Source organism: Phenylobacterium sp., from assembly GCF_024508875.1.
In the GTDB taxonomy this organism is placed as follows: Bacteria; Pseudomonadota; Alphaproteobacteria; order Caulobacterales; family Caulobacteraceae; genus Phenylobacterium.
Genome location: NZ_JANINU010000330.1, coordinates 20,794 through 43,383, shown reverse-complemented (window position 1 = coordinate 43,383; position 22,590 = coordinate 20,794). Strand labels below are relative to the sequence as shown.

General features: G+C 68.0%; 16 protein-coding genes and 1 pseudogene. 8 read left to right on the top strand and 9 right to left on the bottom strand.

Annotated features, from left to right (window positions below; translation table 11 throughout):
• The first annotated feature begins 128 nt into the window (after nt 1–128).
• Nucleotides 129–1,745, top strand: coding sequence for a porin (locus Q0L11_RS21415; RefSeq protein WP_296599972.1), 1,617 nt, complete (start codon nt 129–131; stop codon nt 1,743–1,745).
• A 256-nt stretch (nt 1,746–2,001) separates the two neighbouring features.
• Here Q0L11_RS21415 and Q0L11_RS21410 read toward each other — a convergent pair.
• The 8 genes and pseudogenes from Q0L11_RS21410 to Q0L11_RS21375 all read right to left on the bottom strand — a co-directional run.
• Nucleotides 2,002–2,754 (bottom strand): annotated as a pseudogene (locus Q0L11_RS21410) (UDP-2,3-diacylglucosamine diphosphatase); the annotation flags it as partial.
• A 75-nt stretch (nt 2,755–2,829) separates the two neighbouring features.
• Complete coding sequence (gene phoB, locus Q0L11_RS21405) at nt 2,830–3,519, bottom strand: phosphate regulon transcriptional regulator PhoB (protein WP_296599971.1); 690 nt, start codon at nt 3,517–3,519, stop codon at nt 2,830–2,832.
• Nucleotides 3,516–4,217 (bottom strand): phosphate signaling complex protein PhoU, encoded by a 702-nt coding sequence (gene phoU / locus Q0L11_RS21400; RefSeq protein WP_296599970.1) that lies wholly within the window; start codon nt 4,215–4,217, stop codon nt 3,516–3,518. The genes phoB and phoU overlap by 4 nt, the downstream gene beginning before the upstream one ends.
• 95 nt (nt 4,218–4,312) lie before the next feature.
• Complete coding sequence (locus Q0L11_RS21395; protein WP_296599968.1) at nt 4,313–5,467, bottom strand: ATP-binding protein; 1,155 nt, start codon at nt 5,465–5,467, stop codon at nt 4,313–4,315.
• On the bottom strand, nt 5,467–6,675 hold the full coding sequence (gene ccmI / locus Q0L11_RS21390; protein WP_296599967.1) for a c-type cytochrome biogenesis protein CcmI: 1,209 nt from the start codon (nt 6,673–6,675) through the stop codon (nt 5,467–5,469). Before ccmI ends, Q0L11_RS21395 begins: the two co-directional genes overlap by 1 nt.
• Before the next feature lie 9 nt (nt 6,676–6,684).
• Nucleotides 6,685–7,149, bottom strand: a complete 465-nt coding sequence (locus Q0L11_RS21385) for a cytochrome c-type biogenesis protein (protein ID WP_296599966.1) — start codon at nt 7,147–7,149, stop codon at nt 6,685–6,687.
• Nucleotides 7,146–7,682, bottom strand: coding sequence for a DsbE family thiol:disulfide interchange protein (locus Q0L11_RS21380; RefSeq protein ID WP_296599964.1), 537 nt, complete (start codon nt 7,680–7,682; stop codon nt 7,146–7,148). The genes Q0L11_RS21385 and Q0L11_RS21380 overlap by 4 nt, the downstream gene beginning before the upstream one ends.
• On the bottom strand, nt 7,679–9,646 hold the full coding sequence (locus tag Q0L11_RS21375) for a heme lyase CcmF/NrfE family subunit (RefSeq protein ID WP_296599963.1): 1,968 nt from the start codon (nt 9,644–9,646) through the stop codon (nt 7,679–7,681). The genes Q0L11_RS21380 and Q0L11_RS21375 overlap by 4 nt, the downstream gene beginning before the upstream one ends.
• 155 nt (nt 9,647–9,801) lie before the next feature.
• Between Q0L11_RS21375 and Q0L11_RS21370 the strand changes: the two genes are divergently transcribed.
• Genes Q0L11_RS21370 through Q0L11_RS21360 form a run of 3 tightly spaced genes read left to right on the top strand, consistent with a single transcriptional unit; the run spans nt 9,802 to nt 15,004 of the window.
• Nucleotides 9,802–12,258: a cyclic nucleotide-binding domain-containing protein gene (locus Q0L11_RS21370; RefSeq protein WP_296599962.1), complete on the top strand. Its 2,457-nt coding sequence runs from the start codon at nt 9,802–9,804 to the stop codon at nt 12,256–12,258.
• Between the two features lie 36 nt (nt 12,259–12,294).
• The gene (locus Q0L11_RS21365; RefSeq protein WP_296599960.1) at nt 12,295–13,143 is read left to right on the top strand and encodes a hypothetical protein; all 849 of its coding nucleotides are present in this window, start codon (nt 12,295–12,297) and stop codon (nt 13,141–13,143) included.
• Nucleotides 13,144–13,147: 4 nt separating this feature from the next.
• Nucleotides 13,148–15,004: a cytochrome c3 family protein gene (locus Q0L11_RS21360; RefSeq protein WP_296599959.1), complete on the top strand. Its 1,857-nt coding sequence runs from the start codon at nt 13,148–13,150 to the stop codon at nt 15,002–15,004.
• A gap of 125 nt (nt 15,005–15,129) precedes the next feature.
• Here Q0L11_RS21360 and gdhA read toward each other — a convergent pair whose 3' ends face one another.
• A complete protein-coding gene (gene gdhA / locus Q0L11_RS21355) occupies nt 15,130–16,488 on the bottom strand; it encodes an NADP-specific glutamate dehydrogenase (protein ID WP_296599957.1) in 1,359 nt (452 codons plus the stop codon).
• 180 nt (nt 16,489–16,668) lie between these two features.
• Between gdhA and Q0L11_RS21350 the strand changes: the two genes are divergently transcribed.
• Genes Q0L11_RS21350 through Q0L11_RS21335 form a run of 4 tightly spaced genes read left to right on the top strand, consistent with a single transcriptional unit; the run spans nt 16,669 to nt 22,523 of the window.
• Complete coding sequence (locus Q0L11_RS21350) at nt 16,669–18,315, top strand: acetolactate synthase large subunit (protein WP_296599956.1); 1,647 nt, start codon at nt 16,669–16,671, stop codon at nt 18,313–18,315.
• A 27-nt stretch (nt 18,316–18,342) separates the two neighbouring features.
• On the top strand, nt 18,343–19,776 hold the full coding sequence (locus Q0L11_RS21345) for an aldehyde dehydrogenase family protein (protein ID WP_296599954.1): 1,434 nt from the start codon (nt 18,343–18,345) through the stop codon (nt 19,774–19,776).
• Between the two features lie 53 nt (nt 19,777–19,829).
• Nucleotides 19,830–20,660, top strand: coding sequence for a phosphodiesterase (locus Q0L11_RS21340; RefSeq protein WP_296599953.1), 831 nt, complete (start codon nt 19,830–19,832; stop codon nt 20,658–20,660).
• A 3-nt stretch (nt 20,661–20,663) separates the two neighbouring features.
• Complete coding sequence (locus Q0L11_RS21335) at nt 20,664–22,523, top strand: adenylate/guanylate cyclase domain-containing protein (protein WP_296599952.1); 1,860 nt, start codon at nt 20,664–20,666, stop codon at nt 22,521–22,523.
• Nucleotides 22,524–22,590: the final 67 nt, after the last annotated feature.

The window sequence follows — 22,590 nt, the reverse complement described above, 5'->3', positions numbered from 1 at the left end:
GACAACGGCGGCGCTTCCGGCCTTGTCATCAATTCGTCATCCGATCTTTGCCGAAGCGTCGCACTGGAAGCCTAGAGACCGGCCCGTCGACGTCGCCGTCCTGGCGGCCAAACCAAGGATTCCTCACGATGGGAACGTCTCTCAAGCGCGGCGGCGCCGCGTGGCTGTCGGCGAGCCTGGCCGGGGTGCTGCTCGCCAGCGTCTCGACCACCGCCCTCGCCGCTCCAGCCTCCGCCAACGACGCCAAGCTCCAGGCCATGCAGCAGCAGTTGGACGCGATGCGCGCCAAGCTCGACGCCATGGCCCAGGGCCAGCAGAACAGCCAACTGACCGCCATGCAGCAGCAGTTGGACGCCATGGCCGCCCAGATCGCCGACATGAAGTCGACGCAGGAGACGGCGACCACCGACATCGCCACGCTGAAGCAGGCGCCGCCCGGCGCCACCGTCACGCCCAGCCTGCCGAACGGCCGTCCGTCGTTCGCCACGGCCGACGGCCGCTTCACGGCCAACATCAAGGCGATCCTGATGCTGGACGCCGGCAAGTACTTCCAGAAGGACAATCTCCCGGCCGCCGTCACGAACCGCGACCTGAACGAGGGCGCTAACTTCCGCCGCGCCCGCATCGGCCTGGACGGCAAGCTGTTCCGCGACTTCGACTACTCGTTCATCTACGAGTTCGGCGGGTCCGGCCAGGAAGACCCCGGCCGGCTCTACGAAGCCGCCATCACCTACACGGCGCTCAAGCCCTTCCGCATCAAGGTGGGCGCGTTCGAGCCGAACATCGGCCTCGCCGCGGCGGTCTCCACCAGCCAGATGCCCTTGATGGAACGCCCCGCGCCCGCCGAGATCGCGCGCAGCGTCGCCGCCGGCGACAGCCGCGTCGCGGCGCAGGTGAGCGGCAACGGCGTGCTCGGCGGCAGTGACGAGGGGATCGCCACCCGCTGGTTCTTCTCGACCGCTTACACCGGCAACATCATCGCCACCGGCAGCTCGGCTGCCTCGGCCACGGTGCAGCCCTTCGACGAGCAGACCGCCTGGATCGGCCGCGTGGCCTTCGCCCCTTACGGCGGCACGACCTGGCTGGCCCACCTGGGCGCGAACTACCAGTACGTGATCCAGCCGAACGACGCGGGCGCGAGCGCCAACCCGCGCTATGCCGCGCAACTGCGTGACCGCCCCGAACTGCGCCTGGACGGCACGCGCCTGATCGACACCGGCGCGATCGACGCGAGCCACGTGGCCGTCCTGGGCCTCGAGGGCGCATTCCAGTACGGCCCGGCGATGATCGAGGGTGAGTGGTTCAAGTACAAGATCGACCGCCGCATCACGACGGCGGCGGTCCCGCCGGATCCGCGCTTCAGCGGCTGGTACGTGATGGGCTCGTGGGTCCTGACCGGTGAGCCGCGGGTCTACAACCCCGCCGAGGCCCGCTTCGACGCCCCGAAGCTGAACTACAACTTCAATCCCGAGGCCGGCACCTGGGGCGCCTTCGAAGTGGCCGCGCGCTACTCGATGACCGACCTCAACTACCGGGAAGGCAATCTCGGGACCGCGCCGGTTTTGGGCGCCGTCCGCGGCGGCGAGCAGAAGATCTGGACCGTCGGGCTGAACTGGTATCTGAACCCGTCCATGCGCCTGATGCTCGACTGGCAGCACGTGGACGTGGACCGGCTGAATGCGGCGGGCGTCCAAGTCGGCCAGACATACAACGCGCTGGCCGCCCGCGGTCAGGTCAACTTCTAGCGGCTCCTCCCCCCGGAGCGCCTTCGGGCCGTCGCGGTTCGCCGCGGCGGCTTTTCTTTTTCGGCCTTCGCAAAGACGTCACGGGGCCGACATGGGGCGCGGCTAGCGTCCCGCGCAGTAAACCCCTCGCGTATCTCTCCAGTCGGCCGCCCCGAGGCCGCGTTTCGGCCGCGACCGCCCCCCGGTCGCGGCCCTCTTTTTGCGGAGATCAGGCCGCGATCGGCCGCAGGGGGATGGGCTGGGCGACAACGGCCTTGCGAGCCTGCAGCCAGTCGACGATCTCGAACTTGCCGTCGAAGCCCTCGAGGATGGCGGTGCAGCTCTCCACCCAGTCGCCATCGTTGAGGTACATGACGCCGCCGATGTCGCGCATCTCGGCCTTGTGGATATGACCGCAGATCACGCCGTGAACGCCGCGGCGGCGCGCCTCCTCGGCCATGGCGGCCTCGAACTGGTCGATGAACGCCACGGCGTCCTTCACCTTGTGCTTCAGGTAGGCCGACAGGCTCCAGTAGCCCAGGCCGCACATGCGTCGCACGCGGTTGAAGTGGGTGTTGAGCGCGATCAGCGCGCGGTAGCTCCAGTCGCCCAGGAACGCGAGCCACCGGGCATTCTGCACCACGCCGTCGAACTCGTCGCCATGGGTGACCAGGTAGCGCCGACCATCGGCGGCTTCGTGCACGGCGTCGCGCGCCACGATCACGCCGCCGAAGTGGACGCCGCAGAAGTCGCGAACGACCTCGTCGTGGTTGCCGGGGACGTAGATCACCTTCACGCCCTTGCGCGCCAGGCGCAGGATCTTCTGGACCACGTCGTTGTGCGCCTGGGGCCAGTGCCAGCCCGAGCGCAGCTTCCAGCCGTCGACGATGTCGCCGACCAGGTAGAGCGTCTCGCACTCCAGTTCGCGGATGAACTCGAGGAGCAATTCGGCCTGGCAGCCCTTCGTGCCCAGGTGGATGTCGGAGATGAACGCCGTCCGGCAGCGGACGGCCGAGGTGGTCTCAAGCATCGCTGCCCCCAACGGCGAGAAGACGCATCGGACGATCCGCCGAGTCTGTGACGTTCGGATGACGCCGTTCGGCGGTCAGCCTTCGGTGTCGAGGGCGTAACCCGCAGAGCGGACCGTGCGGATCAGGTCTGGGGCGTTCGGTTGGCGAAGCGCCTTGCGCAAGCGCCCGACATGGACGTCCACGGTGCGCACCTCGACGTAGGTGTTGGCGCCCCAGACCGCGTCCAGCAGCCGCTCGCGGCTGAACACCCGGCCGGGGCGCTGCATCAGGAAGTCGAGCAGGCGATACTCCGTGGGGCCGAGGTGCACGTCCTTCCCCGAACGAGTCACGCGATGGCGCCCGCGGTCGAGGATCAGGTCGGCGTATTCGAGGCGCTCTTCCACCAGCTCCGGCCGGGTGCGGCGCAGCAGCGCGCGGATACGGGCCACGAGCTCGCTCATGGCGAAAGGCTTGACCACATAGTCGTCGGCGCCGGTGTCGAGGCCGCGGACCTTGTCGGCCTCCTCGCCCCGGGCGGTCAGCATGAGGACCGGGATGCGGCGGGTCTCGGCGCCGGCGCGGAGCTGGCGGCAGACCTCGACGCCCGAGACCTTCGGCAGCATCCAGTCGAGGACCACGAGGTCCGGCGGCTCCTCGGCGACGCGCAGCAGCGCCTCCTCGCCATCGGCGGCCCGCTCGACGCGGAAGCCCTCCTTCATGAGGTTGTAGTCCAGGAGGGTCGCGAGCGCGTCTTCGTCCTCGACGACCAGTACGTAAGGGGTCACGGCGATGAGCCTTCCACTTCGATGTCCGGCAAGCTCACCTTGGGCCGCGCACCGGTCAGCTCCTCGCCCGTCATCTGGAAGTGCAGGATCTCGGCGATGTTGGTCGCGTGATCCCCGATGCGCTCCAGGTTCTTGGCGATGAACAGCAGGTGGGCCCCGGCGGCGACTGAGCCAGGGTGATTGGTCATGAGCGAGAGCAGTTCGCGGAACAGGCTCTCGTAGTGTTCATCGACTTCGCCATCGCGCCGCCAGACATCGAGCGCGGGCTCCACGTCACCGGCGGCATAGGCGTCCAGCACTTCGCGCAGGCGAGACGAGACCAGCCGGCCCATGCGCTCGATGGCGCCCGTGAGCGGCATGATCGGCTCGCCCGCCGACAGGACCAGGCTGCGCTTGGCGATGTTGCGCGCGAGGTCCCCGCAGCGCTCGAGGTTCATGGCCAGCTTGAGAGTCGAGATCGCTCGGCGCAGGTCGGCATGGCCGGGTTGGTGGGTGGCGATCAGGTCCAGCGCCCGGCGCTCGACCTCGCTTTGCAGGCTGTCGAGGCGCAGGTCGCGGACGATCAGCGCCTGGGCCAGGGGAACGTCACGGCGGACGACGGCGTCGATCGCGTCGACGACCTGGGCCTCGGCGAGGCCGCCCATCCGAATGACTTCGGCCACGAGCTGCCGTAGCTCGGCCTGATAGGTACGTGTCACGCCACCCCTCTCCATCGCAGTGCAAAATAAAGCGGTCTGACGACAGTTTTGCGACGGCGACGGGGATTTGTGACAGCGAAAACTGCTGGGCGGCGTCAGCTCGTCGCGGCAGGCGCGGAGGTCGGCGCGACCGGCAGGTAGACGCTGAAGGTGCTGCCCTCGCCTTCCTGCGATTCGACCGTGAGGCCGCCGCGGTGGCGATTGACCACGTGCTTGACGATGGCGAGGCCGAGGCCCGTCCCGCCGCTGCGCTGCCCCTCGACGCGGTAGAACCGCTCGGACAGGCGCGGCAGGTGCTGCCGGGCGATCCCGGGGCCCTCATCCGTGACGCGCAGGACGACATAGGCCTGCCCTTCTCCGCTGTCGGGCGACAGCAGCGAAAGGCCGACGCCCGTCCGGCTGGCGGCGCGGGCAGCGTCGAGGCTGGCGGCGGACTCCAGCGTCACGGTGACCTTCCCACCCCGCGGCGTGTACTTCACCGCGTTGTCGACCAGGTTCTGGATGACCTGCACCAACTGGTCGCGGTCGCCGGTGACCGGAGTGACCCCAGCCTGGGGCCTGACCACGATGCTCACGTCGCGCTCGGCGGTCAGCGGCTTCACGGCGTCGGAGACGTCCTGGATCGTCCGCGCCAGTTCCACCTTGCCCGACGGAGGAATGTGCTCGTTGAGCTCGATACGGCTCAGCGAGAGCAGGTCGTCGACCAGGCGCGCCATGCGCGTGGCCTGCTGGGCCATGATCCCCAGGAATTTGTCGCGCGCTTCGGGGTCGTCCTTGGCGTGGGTGCGCAGGGTTTCGACGAAGCCTGCCAGAGAGGCCAGCGGCGTGCGCAGCTCGTGGCTGGCGTTCGCCAGGAAGTCGGCGCGCATGCGCTCTGTGCGGCGCGCGTCGGTCTCGTCGCGCAGCATCACCACGAGCTGGTTGGGGCCCTCGCCATCGGTGTCTAGCGGCCTCGCGAAGGCCCGCCAGAACCGCGGCTGCACGCCGATGGTCTCGAAGGCCACCTCGGCCGGCGCTGCCATTTCCAGCGCCGCCTCGATCGTCTCCAGCACTTCCGGCCGGCGCAGGGCGGCGCCGAGCGGCGCGCCCTCCAGCTCGATCCGGAAGACCTCGCGCGCGGCGCGGTTGCCGTAGGCGATCTCGGGCGCATCGCCCTCCCCGCCCTGAACCAGCAGGACCGGCTCGGGCAGCAGCTCCAGGATTCGCTGGGCCGCCGTTCCCGCGACACTCTTTTCCAGGATGTCCGTCATCACCCCACCGGAACGCCGAGCTGCTGGGCGGTGCTGCGCAGCGCCTGCTGGTCCGCCGGCGAGCCGGCGAAGGCCCGCGAGGCGTCTCGATAGTCCGCCGCGGCCTCCCGCGTCTGGCCCAGGACCATGCGGGCGCGCAGCAGCCGCTCCCACCCGGCGCGGTCCTTCGGATTCTGCTTCAGACGCGCCGCGAGGCCCGAGACCATCCCCTGGATCATCTGCTGCCGGTCGCCCTCGCTCATGGTCTGGGCGGCGGCCATCTGCTCCTGCGTCGGGCCGCGCGGGGCCGAACCCATCGCCGGCCCGGCCATCTGCGGGGGCGACTGCCCCGCCGATGCTGCGGGCAGGCGCGAGGCGATGTCGATCCCGCGGTCGGCGGCGACCTTCTCGACGAAGGTGCGGACCTCGACCGCCCAAGGCGCGTCCGGCGGCGCGGATTTCAGCAGGGCGATCCAGTCGTTCATGGCCGCCTCGCGCTCGCCGCGCTGGTCCTTCGCCACAGCCAGGTAGTAGCGCGCGCGCGGATCGCCGGGATCGGCCGTCACGGCGCGCCTGAACGCCTCCTCGGCGGCGGGCGTCACCGCGCCGTCGGACGAGAGCACGATCGCCTCGCCCTGGGCGGACAGGTACTCGGCGTTGTTCGGGTCGAGCCCCGCGGCCTTGCCGTAAGCCACCGCCGCCTCGGCGTTTCGGCCGGTCTGCATGTAGGACCAGCCCAGCATCCGCCAGCCCTCAGCATTGTCCGGCCGCTCGCGCATCTGGGCCTCGAGCTGGCCGATCATGGCCGTCACGTCGCCGTTCGGATGGGCGCCGTCGGCGGTGGTGGCCATCGACGCCGGGCCGCCCTTCAGCGCCGAGGTCCCGGGCACGTCGGGACGGCCGATCTTGAGGTAGAGCCCCGTCCCCGCCAGCGTGACGACCGCCACGATGCCCAGGGCCAGGATCAGCAGCGTCCTATCGGGCAGAGGCCGGCTTGGCGCGTCGGCGCGGCGGCCCTCGGCCAGCACGCGGCGCTTCAGGTCGGACTTAAGGGCTTCGGCCTCGCCCTCGCCCAAGGCCCCCGACGCGGCCTGGGCCTCGATCTCGCCGAGCTGGTCCTTGAGGACGCTGACCGCGTCCGCGCGCTGGGCCCGCGCCGCATCCCGGCGGCGCACCAGCGGGATGGCCAGGCCGACGGCGGCGAGCACCGTCATCAGGGTCAGGATCATCCATAGCATCTAGCGGGCCTCATCCGACTTCAGCATCGCGGCGACGTCGGCCTCCTCATCCGGGGTGAGCGCACCGGCGGCGGCCGGCGAGCGGCCTCGCATGTAGACGAAGGCGCCGATCCCGCCCAGCGCCAGCACGGCCAGGGGGCCGAACCACAGCGCCAGGGTGTCGAAGCGCATAGGCGGATCGAGCTGCACGAAGCTCCCGTAGCGGGCCACGATGTAGTCGACGGCCTGCTGGTCGGTGTCGCCGGCGTCGATCCGCTCGCGCAGGATGATCCGCAGGTCGCGGGCGAGCGCGGCGTCGGAATCGTCGATCGACTGGTTCTGGCAGACCACGCACCGCAGGGTCTTGGAGAGCTGATGGGCCCGCGCCTCCAGCGCCGGGTCCTTGAGCTCTTCGTCGGGGTTCACCGCCGCGGCCGGCCCGGCCAACAGTGCAAGTGTCGCGGTGAGGATGAGAAGGCGCCTCACGATTCCTTCCTCAGTTGTTCCATCAGCGGGCCGATCTTGCTGTCCCAGTCCTCGGGCGTGAGAGCGCCCACGTGGCGGTAGCGCACGCGGCCCTGCTTATCGATGACAAAGGTCTCAGGCACCCCGGCGACGCCGAACTCGATGCCGGTACGTCCCGTAGGATCGTTGCCGGCGCGCACGTAGGGATCGCCCCGTTCGGCCAGCCATCTCTGTCCTGCGGCGGCGTCTTCCTTCCAGTCGAGGCCGTGGATAACCACGCCCTCCTGCCGCAGGCGCATCAGGACCGGGTGCTCCACGCGGCACGGGCCGCACCAGGAGGCGAAGACGTTGAGCAGGACCGGCTCGCCCTTCTGGAAATCGGTATTGGCGAGCCCGGTGTCGCCCGGGCGCAGGGGCGCGGTGGCGAACGCCGGCAGCGGCTTGCCGATGAACACCGAGGGCAACGCGCGCGGGTCGCGGCCCAGGCCGGCGAAGAACACACCCAGCAGGACGAGGAAGCCCACGACAGGCAGGATGAACAGGAGACGCTTCATTCCGCTGGAACCGGTTGGGCGATGGGACGGGTCTTGATCGCGGCCCCCACGCGCAGGCGGCGGTCGCTGAGGGAAACCGCGCCGCCGGCCGCCATGGCGAAGCCGCCGATCCAGATCCACACGATCAGGGGATGATTCCATAGACGGACGATGACGCCAGCCTCGGATTCCTCGCCGATGGAGACATAGAGGTTGCCGAGCGGGCCGACGCGGATCCCCGCTTCCGTGGTCTGGGATTGCGCCACGGGGAACCAGCGCTTCTCGCTGCGCAGGTCATAGCCTCCCGTCGCCCCCTTCACCGCGAAGCGCGCCGTCTTGGCCTGGTAGTTGGGCCCTTCGGTCAGGGCATAGTCGGTGAGCGTCAGCGTGCGGCCCGCAAAGGCGACGGTGTCGCCGACCTTCATGTTGAGCACCTTGTCGGACTCCCAGGACGTCACGCCCGTGATGCCCAGGGTCAAAAGGCCCAGGCCCGCGTGCGCCACGACCAGCCCGACGATCGAACGCGGCGTGGTCAGGATCGCCCGCTGCAGATAGGCCCGGCCGGACCACCAGCGACGGGCCAGGATCCAGACCGAGCCCAGGACCAGCCAGACGCCGAGCGCCAGGCCGTCGGCCGTCGCGATCCCTTTCAGTCCCCCGAACGGCAGCGCCGCCAGAAGGACAAGGCCCGCGACGATCGCGGGAATGCGCAGCCGAAGGAACGCAGCTTTCGCCTGATCCTTCTTCCAGTTCAGCACCGGCCCGAAGACCGCCAGGACCAGCAGTGGTATCGCCAGCGGCGCGAAGGTCTTGGCGTAATAAGGCGGCCCCACCGAGATCTTGTCGGCGTTGATCATCTCGATGAACACCGGGCTGAAGGTGCCCAGGAACACGGTCGCGGTTAGCGCTGTGAGGAACAGGTTGTTGAGCGTGATCCCGCCTTCGCGCGACAGCGGCTGGAACAGCGCCCCGGTCCGGATGGCCGGGGCCCGCCAGGCGTAGAGGGCCAACGACAGGCCGGTGGTCGCCGCCAGGATGCCCAGGATGTAGACGCCGCGCTTGGGGTCGACCGCAAAGGCGTGGACGCTGGTCAGGATTCCCGAGCGGACCAGGAACGTGCCTACGAGGCTGAGCGAGAACGTCAGGATCGCGAGCAGGATCGTCCAGCTCACCAGCGCGCCCCGCCGCTCCAGCACCAGCGCCGAATGCAGCAGCGCCGTACCCAGCAGCCAGGGCATCAGCGAGGCGTTCTCCACCGGGTCCCAGAACCACCAGCCGCCCCAGCCGAGTTCGTAGTAGGCCCAGGCGCTGCCCAGGGTGATGCCCGCGGTGAGCGGGATCCAGGCCGCCAGCACCCAGGGGCGAACCCAGCGCGCCCAGGCGGCGTCCACGCGACCCTCGATCAGCGCGGCGACGGCGAAGCAGAAGGCGATCGAGAACCCGACGTAGCCGAGGTAGAGCAGCGGCGGGTGCAGGACCAGGCCGGGGTCCTGCAGCAGCGGATTGAGTTCCGTGCCCTCCACGGGCGCCGGCGAGAGGCGCAGGAACGGGTTCGACGTGAAGAGCAGGAACCCCAGGAAGGCCGCGCCGATGACGCCCTGCACCGCCAGCACCCGGGCCTGCAGGGTTTCGCGCAGCGCGCCGCCGAAGGCCGAAACCCCGGCGCCGTAGATGGCCAGGATCAGAACCCACAGCAGCATCGAGCCTTCGTGGCTGCCCCAGGTCGCGGCGAATCTGTAAGCCAGCGGCTGGGTCGTGTGGCTGTGCTCGGCCACGAGCTCCACCGAGAAGTCGCAGGTGACGTACGACCAGGCCAGCGCACCGAAGGCCAGGGCGATGAAGCCGGCCTGAAGCAGGGCCGCCTGCCGGCCCACGGCCATGAGCACGCCGTCACCTCGATGAGCGCCCCAGAACAGGGTCGCCAACTGGACCACGACCAGCAGCAGCGCGAGAATCAGCGCGAACTGACCGACTTCCGCCAACATGGACTTTATGCTCCCCTCCGACCCGCGGTGCGTGGTACCGCGTTCGGCGCGGATCGGAAATGTTACTGTGCCAAAGGCAGGTGGAAGCGTGAAGGCGGAGGGATTGCGGCCAACGCTTTGAGTCGGCCGTAAGGTGCTTAGGGGCGTTGGGGGCGATGTCGGAAGTCTACAAGATCGCGATCGTCGGATCCGGTCCGGCCGGGATGAGCGCGGCCGCTCACGCGGCCAGCAAGGGCATGAGCCACGTCCTGCTCGAAAAGACCGACCATCTCTCCGACACCATCTTCCGCTACCAGAAGGGCAAGCACGTCATGGCCACGCCGGCCGTGCTGGTCCTCCGCTCCGACTGCGACTTCGACGCCGGCAAGCGCGAGAAGATCCTTGAGCAATGGGACGCCGATGTGAAGGCCGCCGGCGTGAACGTGCGCTACAAGGCCGAGGTCAAGGCGATCACTGGCGAAAAGGGCGCATTCACGCTCGAACTCACCAAGGGCGAGCCGATCCGGGCCGAGAACATCGTCCTGGCCATCGGCACCCAAGGCAACCCGAACCTGATGCGCTGCGACGGGGCGAACCTGCCTCACGTGCAGTACCAATTGGACGATCCCGGCGAGTACACCGACGAGCACATCTTCGTCGTCGGATCGGGCGACGCCGGCATCGAAAACGCACTGGGCCTGGCCGCCGACGCCGCCCAGGGCAACACCGTCACCATCCTCAACCGCTCGGCCGACTTCGCCCGCGCCAAGAAGGCCAACGTCGACAACCTGATGGCGGCGCGCGACGCGGGTCGCATGACGGTGATGACCGAGACGTCGCCCAGTCTGGTCGAGCCGGGCTGGATCACGGTGGAAACGCCGCAGGGCTCGTCCCGCTACAAATGCGACCGGATCATCGCGCGGATGGGCGCCTCGCCGCCGCGCAAGTTCGTCGAGAGCTGCGGCATCGCCTTCGCCAGCGAGTCGCCCTCGGCCTTCCCGACGCTGTCGCCAACTTTCGAGACCACCAAGCCTGGCATCTACGTCATCGGCGCTCTCGCCGGCTATCCCCTGATCAAGCACTGCATGAACCAGGGGTACGACGTCGTTGAATTCATTGCCGGCACCACCGACCTGGAGCCCGCCGACGAGCCGCTGCTGAAGGAAAAACTGCAGGGCCTCCCCGGTCGCCGCACGGTGTCGGAGTGGCTTGAGTTCCTGCGCAGCCGGGTCGAGATCTTGAACGGCCTCTCCCCCCTGCAGATGCGCGAGTTCCTGCTCGACTCCGAGGTGAAGGCCTACAAGGCGGACGAGGCGATCTTCATTCGCAACGACCAAGGCTCGTCCCTGTTCGGGATCGCCGAAGGTTCGGTGAAAGTGGAGGTCGACCCGTCCAATCCGAACATCACCGTGCCGATCGGCGAGGGCTCGATCTTCGGCGAGGTGGGCCTGATCTCGGGACGCAAGCGCGGCGCGACGATCCGGGCGGCGGAGCCGACGATCTGCGTCGAAATCCCGCGCATGGCCGCGCTGAAGCTGATGGCCCAGGTGCCGGAAGCTCGCGACACGGTGAACCGCATCACCAGCGAGCGGCAGGTGCTGCAGATCTTCAAGTCAGGCCTGACGCCCGCCGACATCTCCGAGGTGCTGGCCAGCGCCGAGGTGATGGAGATCCGCCCCGGCCAGGCGATCATCAACGAGGGCGACGTCTCGGACGACCTCTACATCATCCGCTCGGGCTCGATGATCGTGGAGAAGAACCTGGGCGGAAAGCCGGTCTTCATGAGCTACGTGCCCGCCGGCTCGTACTCCGGCGAGATGGCGATGATCGAGCGCGCGCCGCGCGTGGCCACCGTGAAGGCGGCCATCCGCTCGACCGTCGTGAAATTGCCTGCCGACCCGTTCCGGCGCCTGCTGGCGCGCAAGCCGGAACTGGCCAAGCGCATGTACGACGAGATGAAGGCGCGGCGCGAGATCAACGCCTTCATCGAGGAGCAGAAGGAGGAGTTCGGCGGCGCCGTCGACATGTACTCCTCGGTCGCCAACTTCCTCATCAAGCAGGGCATCGGCGAGGCCACCGACGTGCTCCTGATCGACGAGAGCCTCTGCGTCGGCTGCGACAACTGCGAGAAGGCCTGCGCCGACAGCCACGACGGCCTGTCGCGCCTGAACCGCGAGGCCGGCACCACCTTCGCCAACATCCACGTGCCGACGTCCTGCCGGCACTGCGAGCATCCGCACTGCATGAGCGACTGTCCGCCGAACGCCATCCGCCGCGGACCGGACGGCGAGGTGTTCATCTCGGACACCTGCATCGGCTGCGGCAACTGCCAACGGGCCTGCCCCTACGGCGTGATCCAGATGGACAAGCCGCCGCCCCCCAAGCCGAAGCTCTGGGAATGGATGCTGTTCGGCAAGGGCCCCGGCCCCGGCCAGCCGCCGTACGAGTGGCGGAAGAAGGCGGCCAAGTCTGGCGCCGGCGCGGAATCGCCTAAGCTCGCCATCAAGTGCGATATGTGCTCGGGCAAGGCGGGGGGGCCGGCTTGCGTGCGGGCGTGTCCTACGGGGGCGGCGATCCGGGTTTCCCCCGACGCCTTCCTGTCGGTGGCGCGGATCGAGAAAGGCGCCGGCTAGGCCGTGACACAGGTTGGGGGGCATCATACCGAGCGCGTGCGGCAGCGGACCCACGAGGGGTTCCTGCGGCACAAGGGCTTCCGCTGGGCGCAGATCGCGTCCCTGCTCTGTCTCGTCGCGATCGCGGTCTATTTCTTCGTGGCCGCCCGCCTCTCCGAGCCGCCCAGCGGCGGTAGCTGGCTGGGCTACGTCCTCGGCACGATCAGCGCCGGCCTCATCGTCTGGCTAGCCTGCCTCGGCATCCGTAAACGGGTGATCACCTCGGGCCACTACTCGCTGAAGGCCTGGGTCTCGGCGCACGTCTATCTCGGCCTGTCGCTGGTCATCCTGGCGACCCTCCACACCGGCTTCCAGTTCGGCTGGAACATCCACACTTTGGCCTATGCGCTGATGATGCTGGTCATCGTCTCCGGCGCGCTGGGGATTTGGGCCTACGCCACCTTGCCCCAGCGTCTGCATGGCAACCGCGGGGAGACCACCCGCAAGCAGATGCTGGAAGCGTTGGAGAGCCTGGACAAGCAGCTTCACGACCTTGCTCTGCCGCTCGATCGGAACGGCGCGCAGATCGTGCGCCTGTCGCTGGAGGAGACAGACCTCGGCGGCAGCTTCTGGAAGCGCCTCACAGGCAGCTACGGCGACTGCGCCAACACCCGCGCGCTTCGCCAGATGAAGGCCCTGCCCGCCCCCTCCGATCCGCGTCAGGCCGAAGCGGTCGATAGGATCGTCACGGTCCTGGAGCAGAAGGCCGACGTCCTGGGGCTGGCGCGCCGGCAGATGCAGATCACCGCCGTCCTCGAAGGCTGGCTGTTCGTGCACATCCCCGCGACCTTCGCGCTGCTGGCGGCGCTGACGGCCCACATCGTCAGCGTCTTTACGTACTGGTGATCCGGTGGCCGAAACCTTCCACCTCCGACTGATCACCCAGCGCGCCGGCGGCGGCGATCCGATCATCCGCGAGCGCACGCTGGAGAAGGCCGAGCTCTCGATCGGTCGCGCCAGCGGCAACGACATCGTCCTCACCGACCTTTCCGTTGATCCGCAACACGCGCGGATGCGCTTCAGCGGACCCGGCCGGGTCAGCATCGAATCCACCGCCGGCCTGCCCTTCGATGTCGGCGGCAAGTCGGTGATGGGCGCCACGCTCGACGCCGCCAGCCGGCCCGTGGTCCGCTTCGGCGACTTCAGCCTGGCGCTGGAGCCGGCCGAGGACGGCGGCGTGGGCGTCACCATCAGCCGCGACGATGACGAGCACCACGCCAGCCCCAGCGTCTTCTCGCTACAGGCCAAGGTGTTCGGCCGCCGCAACATGGCCTGGGTCCTCGGCTCCGGCATCTTCCTGCTGTGCCTCGCGATCCCGATGATCTTCGTGCTGTTCGCGGCGAACCCGAAGATCCATCCGGACGAGCAGTGGTCGACCGGCGCGCTGTCCAAGTCACACGCCTTCCTGCAGCAGGACTGCAAATCATGCCACGCCAACGCGTTCGTGGCCGTCCGAGACCAGGCTTGCCTGTCCTGCCACGCGGCCGACCCGGCCCAGGCGCCCAAGGCCCTGGCGAACGCGAAGCGGCTGGGCAGTCCCTTCGAGCCGCTGCTGATCTCCGAGCACGCCGAACACGGCAAACTGGTGAAGGCGACGCCCCTGCCGCCCGGGTTGGGCGCCAAGGCCAATGTGCTGATTCAGCGGGCCTTCAACCACCCGACCGACCGCTGCGCGAGCTGTCATATCGAGCACACCAGGGCCAAGGGCGGCACGGCCGAAGCTCCGGCCTCCGACAAGCCCAAGCTGGTGGTCGTGCAGTCCTGCGAAAGCTGCCACGCCGAGTTGAAGATGCGGCTCAAAACGACCGAGCTGATCGACACGCCCGACTGGAGCAAGCACCCCAACTTCCGGGCGCAGGTGATGACCCAGGCCGGGCCGTCGCCGAAGTTCCAGCGGGTGGCGCTGGACACCGCGCCGCAGGAGCGGAACGGCCTGATCTTCCCCCACCGGCTGCACCTCGACCCGTTGGGCGGGGTCGCGCGCCAGGCGATCAATCTCGGCAAGGGCGCGGGCTACGGCGCGGCGCTGGAGTGCGCCGACTGCCACCGTCGCGACGCGACGGGCAAGAATTTCAAGCCGATCGAGATGGAGCGCGACTGCGGGACCTGCCACAGCCTGGCCTACGACCGGGTCGGCGGGCAGTTGCGCAACTTGCCCCACGGCGATGTCAACAAGGTGATCGCCACCCTTGCCGGCCGCTCGATCTCGGCGCCGGGCGGCTCGGACCGCACGCGGCCGGGCGGCATCCGTCCGACCGCCTTCTCCGGCGCCGGAGCCAGCGCCTTCCGCGCGACCTTCTCGCCCGGCGGCGCCTGCTACGACTGCCATACGATCACCTGGGCCGGCGACACGGTGCAGCTCGCGCCCACGAAGCTAGCGAGCAAGTACCTGCCGCGGGGCGGCTTCGACCACAGCGTGCCCGAACACGGCGGCCCCGGAGAGTCCAAGAAGGGCGGCTTCGCCTGCGCCGATTGCCACCGGGCCAAGGTCTCGGACAAGTCGGCCGACGTGCTGATCCCCGACCTCGCCAAGTGCGGCACGTGCCATGGCAAGACCACGGCCCAGATCGCCGCCGCCGACGACGCCGACTGCACGACCTGCCACAGCTTCCACAAGCCGGGGCAGTCGACACCGAAGCCAGGCGCCCCCCCGCTGCGGACGCTGCGTTGGACCGAGGCGACGCCCCGCAAGGCCGCGGGGGCGTAGATCTAGGCCTTCCCCGAAAATTGGCGCAGCCCCTCTCCCGCCGCGGCGTCCACAACAGGGGAGCTAATAAAAACGCCGCCCCGGTTGCCCGGGGCGGCGTTCGTGTTTCAGCGATGTGAGGTGGGTCAGACGACGCCGAAGGCCAGCATGGCGTCGGCGACCTTCTTGAAGCCGGCGATGTTGGCGCCCTTCACGTAGTCCGGGATCTTGGAGCCCGGGCGCGTGCCGTATTCCAGGCACGATGCGTGGATGCCCGCCATGATGTCCTGGAGCAGGCGCTGGAGCTCCTCTTCCTTCCAGGAGATGCGCGCCGAGTTCTGGCTCATCTCCAGGCCCGAGACCGCCACGCCGCCGGCGTTGGCCGCCTTGCCCGGCGCGTACAGAATCTGGGCGTCCTTGAAGACGTGCACGCCTTCCAGGTTGGTCGGCATGTTGGCGCCTTCGGACACGCCGATGCAGCCGTTGGCCACCAGGGTGCGGGCGTCGTCGCCGAGCAACTCGTTCTGGGTCGCGCAGGGCAGCGCGAGCTGGCACGGCACGCCCCAGGGAGTCTTGCCGACGTGGAACTCGGCCGTCTTGAACTCCTTGACGTACTCGCTGATGCGGCCGCGGCGCTTGTTCTTGAGGTCCTTCACCCAGTCGATCTTCTCCTGGGTGAAGCCGTCCGGGTCGTAGACGAAGCCTTCGGAGTCGGAGAGCGTCACGACCTTGCCGCCCAGCATGGTGCACTTCTCGGCAGCGTGGGTGGCCACGTTGCCCGAGCCCGAGATGACCACCGTATGGCCCTCGATGTCCTTGCCTTGGGTCTTCAGCATGTTCTGCAGGAAGTAGGTGGCGCCGTAGCCCGTTGCCTCGGTGCGGATCAGGGAGCCGCCGTACTCCAGGCCCTTGCCGGTCAGCACCCCGGTGAACTCGTTGGTCAGGCGCTTGTACTGGCCGAACATGTAGCCGATCTCGCGGGCGCCCACGCCGATGTCGCCGGCGGGCACGTCCACGTCGGCGCCGATGTAGCGGTACAGCTCCGTCATCAGGCTCTGGCAGAAGCGCATGACCTCGCCGTCGGACTTACCCTTCGGATTGAAGTTCGAGCCGCCCTTGCCGCCGCCCATGGGCAGGCCGGTCAGAGCGTTCTTGAAGGTCTGCTCGAAGGCCAGGAACTTCAGCACGCTCTCGGTCACCGAGGGGTGGAAGCGGATACCGCCCTTGTAGGGGCCGATGGCGTTGTTGTTCTGCACGCGCCAGGCGCGCTGCACGCGCACGTTGCCTTTGTCGTCCTGCCAGCAGACGCGGAAGCTGACCACGCGGTCCGGCTCGGCGATCCGGCGCAGAATCTGCGCCTCGTGATACTTCTCCTTGTCCTGGATAAAGTCGAAGATGTCCTCGGCCACTTCCTGGACCGCCTGGACGAACTCCGGCTGGCCCGGATTGCGGCGCTTCACGCCCTCGATGAACCCATTGAGGTCGACGTGATCACTGACTGCCATGTGACTCCCCCTAAGGCGGCCCAGTCCTGGTCGCCGCCGGCTCTTCCCTTAAGAAGCTTAGCTTCGAAATCCGTACGGGCTAAGCGCATTTCCAGACGCAAAATGCGCCCGCTGTCTTTGCCCCTTCACAAGAGCCTGGAATTTGCGACAACTCACACCCGTGGGATGGGGGCTTAAGTCATGACCAAGGCGTCAGATCTGTTCGTGCAGTGCCTGGAAGAGGAAGGCGTCGAGCACGTCTTCGGCGTTCCGGGCGAGGAAAACCTCGACTTCCTGGACAGCTTGAGCCGCTCCACGAAGATCAAGCTGATCCTGACCCGGCACGAGCAGGGGGCGGGCTTCATGGCCGCGACCTACGGCCGGCACACCGGCAAGGCCGGCGTCTGCGTCGCCACCCTGGGTCCGGGCGCGACCAACTTCGTCACCGCCGCGGCCTACGCCACGCTGGGCGGCATGCCGATGATGATGATCACCGGCCAGAAGCCCATCAAGAAGTCAAAGCAGGGTCGGTTCCAGATCCTGGACGTGGTCGACATGATGAAGCCGATCACGAAGTACACCCACCAGCTCGCCTCGGCGGACAACATCCCGAGCCGCATCCGCGAAGCCTTCCGCCTGGCGCAGGAAGAGAAGCCGGGCGCAGTGCACCTGGAGTTCCCGGAGGACGTCGCCGACGAGCAGACCGACTCCACGCCGATTCCCAAGAGCAACGCCCGCCGCCCCGTCGCCGACGAGAAGGCGATCCGCGCGGCGGCCAAGCGCATCGAGCAGGCCAAGTCGCCCATCCTGGTGATCGGCGCCGGCGCGAACCGGACGATGACCAGCCGGATGCTGAGCCAGTTCATTGAGAAGACCGGGATCCCGTTCGTCTCGACCCAACTGGGCAAGGGCGTGGTGGACGAGCTGTCGCCCAAGTTCCTGGGCTGCGCGGCCCTGTCGGCCGGCGACTTCGTGCACCGGGCGATCGGCGCGTCGGACCTGATCATCAACATCGGCCACGACGTGATCGAGAAGCCGCCGTTCTTCATGCAACGCGGCGGCGCCGAGGTGATCCACATCAACTTCCGCTCGGCCGAAGTCGATCCGGTCTATTTCCCGCAGTACGAGGTGATCGGCGACATTGGGAACGCCATCTGGCAGATCAAGGAAGACATCATGCCCCAGGCGGGCTGGGACTTCTCGGCCATGATGAAGGCGCGCGAAGCCGAGGTGGCGCACACCCAGAAGTACGAGAACGACCAGCGCTTCCCGATCTATCCGCAATACCTGGTGAAGCAGATCCGCGAAGCGATGCCGCAGGACGGCATCATCTGCCTCGACAACGGCGTCTATAAGATCTGGTTCGCCCGCAACTATCCGGCGCGGATGACCAACACCGTCCTGCTCGACAACGCGCTCGCCACCATGGGCGCCGGCCTGCCCTCGGCGATGGCCTCGCACATGGTCTATCCGAACCGCAAGGTCATGGCGATCTGCGGCGACGGCGGCTTCATGATGAACAGCCAGGAGCTGGAGACAGCCGTCCGTCTGAAGATGAACATCACGGTGCTCATCCTCAACGACAACAGCTACGGCATGATCCGCTGGAAGCAGGCCAACATGGGCTTCAAGGACTGGGGCCTGACCTACGGCAACCCGGATTTCGTGGAGTACGCCAAGAGCTACGGCGCGAATGGCTATCGCGTGGAGAGCGCCAGCAGCTTGCCGGCCCTGCTGAAGCAGTGCCTGGACACGCCTGGGGTGAATCTCATCGACTGCCCCGTCGACTATTCCGACAACGACTCGATCCTGAACAAGCAGATCAAGGAACTGAGCGCGGCGCTCTGAGCGGCGTAGGCTTCAAGGACCCCGGACATGACCGCCCTGAAGGACTCCTACCCGCTCTACCTCGCCAACGAGGCCCAGACCCCGAACCTCGATCTGGAGGTGACGGACAAGTACACGGGCAAGGTGGCGACGCGGGTCGCGCAGGCCGACGCCAAGACCATCGACGCAGGCATCGCCGCCTGCGTCGAAGCGGCCGAGCCGATGGCCCGCCTGCCCGCCTACGCGCGCCAGGCAGTGCTCGCGCACTGCGTGGCGCGCTTCCAGGAGCGGTTCGAGGAACTGGCCTATGCCCTGTGCATCGAGGCGGGCAAGCCGATCCGCGACGCCCGCGGTGAGGTCAGCCGCCTGATCGACACGTTCCGCATCGCGGCCGAGGAGTCGGTGCGGATGACGGGCGAGGTCCAGCCGCTGGACATCTCGCCACGCGCCAAGGGCTACCAGGGCATGTGGAAGCGGGTGCCGATCGGCCCCTGCTCGTTCATCAGCCCCTTCAACTTCCCGCTGAACCTGGCTGCGCACAAGATCGCGCCGGCGCTGGCGGTGGGCTGCCCGTTCGTCATGAAGCCCGCCTCGCGCACGCCGCTGGGCGCCATCATCATCGGCGAGGTGCTGGCCGAGACCGACCTGCCCAAGGGCGCGTTCTCGATCCTACCCGCCCATCGCGACGGGGCCGACCTCTTCACCACCGACGAGCGGCTGAAGCTCCTGTCGTTCACCGGCTCGCCGGGCGTCGGCTGGGACCTCAAGGCCAAGGCCGGCAAGAAGAAGGTAGTGCTGGAGCTGGGCGGCAACGCCGCGGTGGTCGTCGACAAGGACACTGACCTGGACGACGCCGTCGAGCGCATAATCTTCGGCGCCTTCTACCAGTCGGGCCAGTCTTGCATCGGCGTACAGCGGATCATCATCCACGCCGACATCTACGACGAACTGCGCGACCGGCTGGTCGCCAAGACCAAGACCTTGATCGCCGGCGACCCGCGCGAGGAAAGCACCTTCGTCGGGCCGATGATCGACGAGAAGGAGGCCCGGCGCCTCGATAGCTGGATCCAGGCGGCTGTGGCCGACGGCGCCAAGCTGCTGGTGGGCGGCAAGCGCGAAGGCGCCATGCTGGAGGCCACCCTGCTGGAGGGCGTCGGCCGTTCCGCCGCGCTCTACGCCGAGGAGGCTTTCGGGCCCGTCGCGATCCTGTCGAAGTTCACCGAGTTCAAAGATGCGCTCGACGAGGTGAACGACTCCAAGTTTGGTTTGCAGACCGGCGTTTTCACGCGCGACCTCTACAAGATGCTCGAGGCGTGGGATCACCTGGATGTTGGTGGGGTCGTCATCGGCGACGTGCCGAGTTACCGCGTGGACAACATGCCCTACGGCGGGGTCAAGGACTCCGGCTTGGGACGCGAGGGTGTACGCTTCGCCATGGAAGACATGACGGAAATCCGGAATCTCGTCATCCGTCGACGCTGACGGGCCGTATCTAGACGGGACCATGCGCGCTGCTTGGGGAGGCGGCCTTTTTGTTGACGATCGCGCAGATCACCGACCTCCATGTCACCACGGAGAAGGATCCGCTGAATCAACGGCGGAACGAGGAGCGCCTGCGCCAGGTGATGCAGACGATCCATGCCCTGCGCCCGCGTCCCCTCGCGATCATCGCCAGCGGCGACCTGGTCGACCGCGGCGAGCCGGAAGAATATGTCGAGCTCAAGCGCCTGATGGCCGAGAGCGAAATTCCAGTCCTCTACGGCATGGGCAACCACGACAACCGCGACGCCTTCCTGAGCATCTTCAGCGGTCAGGGCGCGGAGACCGACGCAAACGGCTTCGTGCAGTACACGGCCGACTTCGGCGACATGCGGGTGGTCATGTGCGACACCCTGGATGGCCCCAACGACGGCGAATACGACGAGGCGCGCGCCGCCTGGCTGGCGCGCACGCTGGACGAGGCGCCGGACCGTCCCACGGCGGTCATCCTGCACCACCCACCGATCCCCAGCGGCATCCAGTGGATGGATCCCGACCCCAACTCTCCGTGGATCGGCCGCCTCGCGCAGGTTCTGACCGGCCGCCCACAGGTGAAGGTGCTGATGTGCGGCCACATCCACCGCGCTTTCAACGGTGTCTTCGCGGGCCACGTGGTGTCGGCCGCCCCTGCGACCTCGATCCAGCTCACCCTCGACCTGACCGAGGTCGACATGCATGTGCCGGACGGCCGCGAAATTCTGGTGGAGGAGCCGCCGGGCTACGCCCTGCTGATGTCGGACGGGCCGAACCTGACCACCCACGTATGCCTGGCGGGCGATTACGCTCCAGCGGTGACCTACAACTTCCCGTTCCGAAAGCTGGCCTGACCGATGGCGGGGCGCGTCCGGGGCGGAGTCTTCTCGCGGCTGGTCGCTCTCGTCGCCCGACTGCGGGCTGTCGGCGGCAAGCGGCTGGCCGACATCGTGGTCGTGGCCGTGGTGGCCGGGGCCGCGGCCGGCGCGGCCCTCTACCTGGGCGACACGACCCCCGTGCGGTTCGTCGAGAACGTCACCTACGACCTGCGCCTCGCCTTCGGCGCGCCGAAGGCCCAGTCGGATTTCGCGATCATCAAGATGGACGACGCGGCGACCCAGGCCATGGCCGAGTCCTCGCCGTGCCACTGCCTGGCGCCCATCGACAAGGCGTGGCTGGGCGACCTCATCGCGGCCCTGGACGCCAAGGGCGTCAAGGCGATCGCCGTCGACTACCTGCTGGACACTTGGTCCTCGCCCGAGGAGTTCCAGGATTTCGAACGGCGGATCGCAGGCGTGAAGGCCCCGCTCATCGCGGTCGTCGATCCGGCGCGCACGCCGGGCGTGGACTTCCCGGTCTCGAAGAAGGTGCTCTATTCCGACGCCCGGGCGCTGATGCATGTCGACTACGACGACGTGATCCGGCGCTACGATCCCACGCCCAGCCGCTACCAGGCCTTCGCGGTTCGCGTCGCGACGGCGGTAACGGGGATGAAGCCGCCGACCGAAGAGTTCGACATCCGTTATCGCCAGCGCGACCCGAACGTGTCGGACGAGAACATGGGCGCGATCGCCCCTTCCTACTCCGCAGCCTTCGTCCCGTTCGTTCCGGCCAACCTGCTGAAGGGTAAGATCGCGTTCATCGGAAGCGTTACCCGCTCGGCGACCGCGGACTCCTCGACGCCTAAGGAGGACATGCACGCCACGCCGCTGCGCTTCCTGCCGGGGCACACCCAAGGCACGCCCGGCGTCGAGGTGCACGTCCACGCGCTGTCGCAGATCCTGGCCGGCGATAAGGTGCGGCGGCCGGGTCCGGTGCTGGACACCCTGATGGTGCTGCTGGCGGCCGTCTGCGGCGCGCTCCTAGGCCGCTCGACGCAGCGCTGGTGGATCTCGCTAGGGATCGTGCTGCTGGGTATGGCGGTGCTGCTGGGCAGCGCCTTCGGGCTGTACGTCTACGGGGCGTTGATGATCCCGATGATGACGCCCCTGCTGGGCTTCGCCTTCGGCTTCTTTATCCTGAGCCGGCTGTCGGCCGCCGAGTTGCAGACCCAGCGGGCTTTCTATTCCTCGACCCTGGAGCGCTATCTCGCGCCGCAGGTAATCGACCGCATGGTCGACGGCCGCGAGGAGGTGAAGATCGGGGCCGAGGAGCGCGAGATCACCGTCATGATCTCCGACCTGGAGAACTTCTCCACCCTGGTCGCCACCCTGCCCCTCGATACGTTCTCCGAAGTGATCAACGAGTACTTCGACGGGGTGATCGACATCCTGTGGAAGCATGAGGCGATGATCGACAAGATGACCGGCGACGGCATCATCGCGATCTTCGGTGCGCCCGTGGCGTCCAACGACCACGCCGACAAGGCCATCGCCTGCGCCCGCGAGATCGACCAGTACGCCCTGGAGATCCGGGAGCGGATGATCGCCCGCGGCATCAAGTTCGGCTACACGCGCATGGGCCTGTCGTCCGGCATCGGCCTGGTCGGCAACTTCGGCGGCGAGCGCCGGTTCAACTACACGGCCTATGGCGAGGTGGTGGTGATCGCCGCGCGCCTGGAGGCGGCGAACAAGACCTTCGGCACGCGCATCCTGTTCAGCGGCGACACGCTCAAGCTGGCGAAGAAGGACGTGCCCATCGACGCGGTTGGCGAGATCGACCTCAAGGGCGTCCCGGTGCCGATCCCGGCCTACACGACCCGGACCGACGCCGCTTAAGGGCGCGAGACGGCATCCTTCTCCCGTGGCGGGAGAAGGATGTCGGCGTAGCTGACGGATGAGGGAT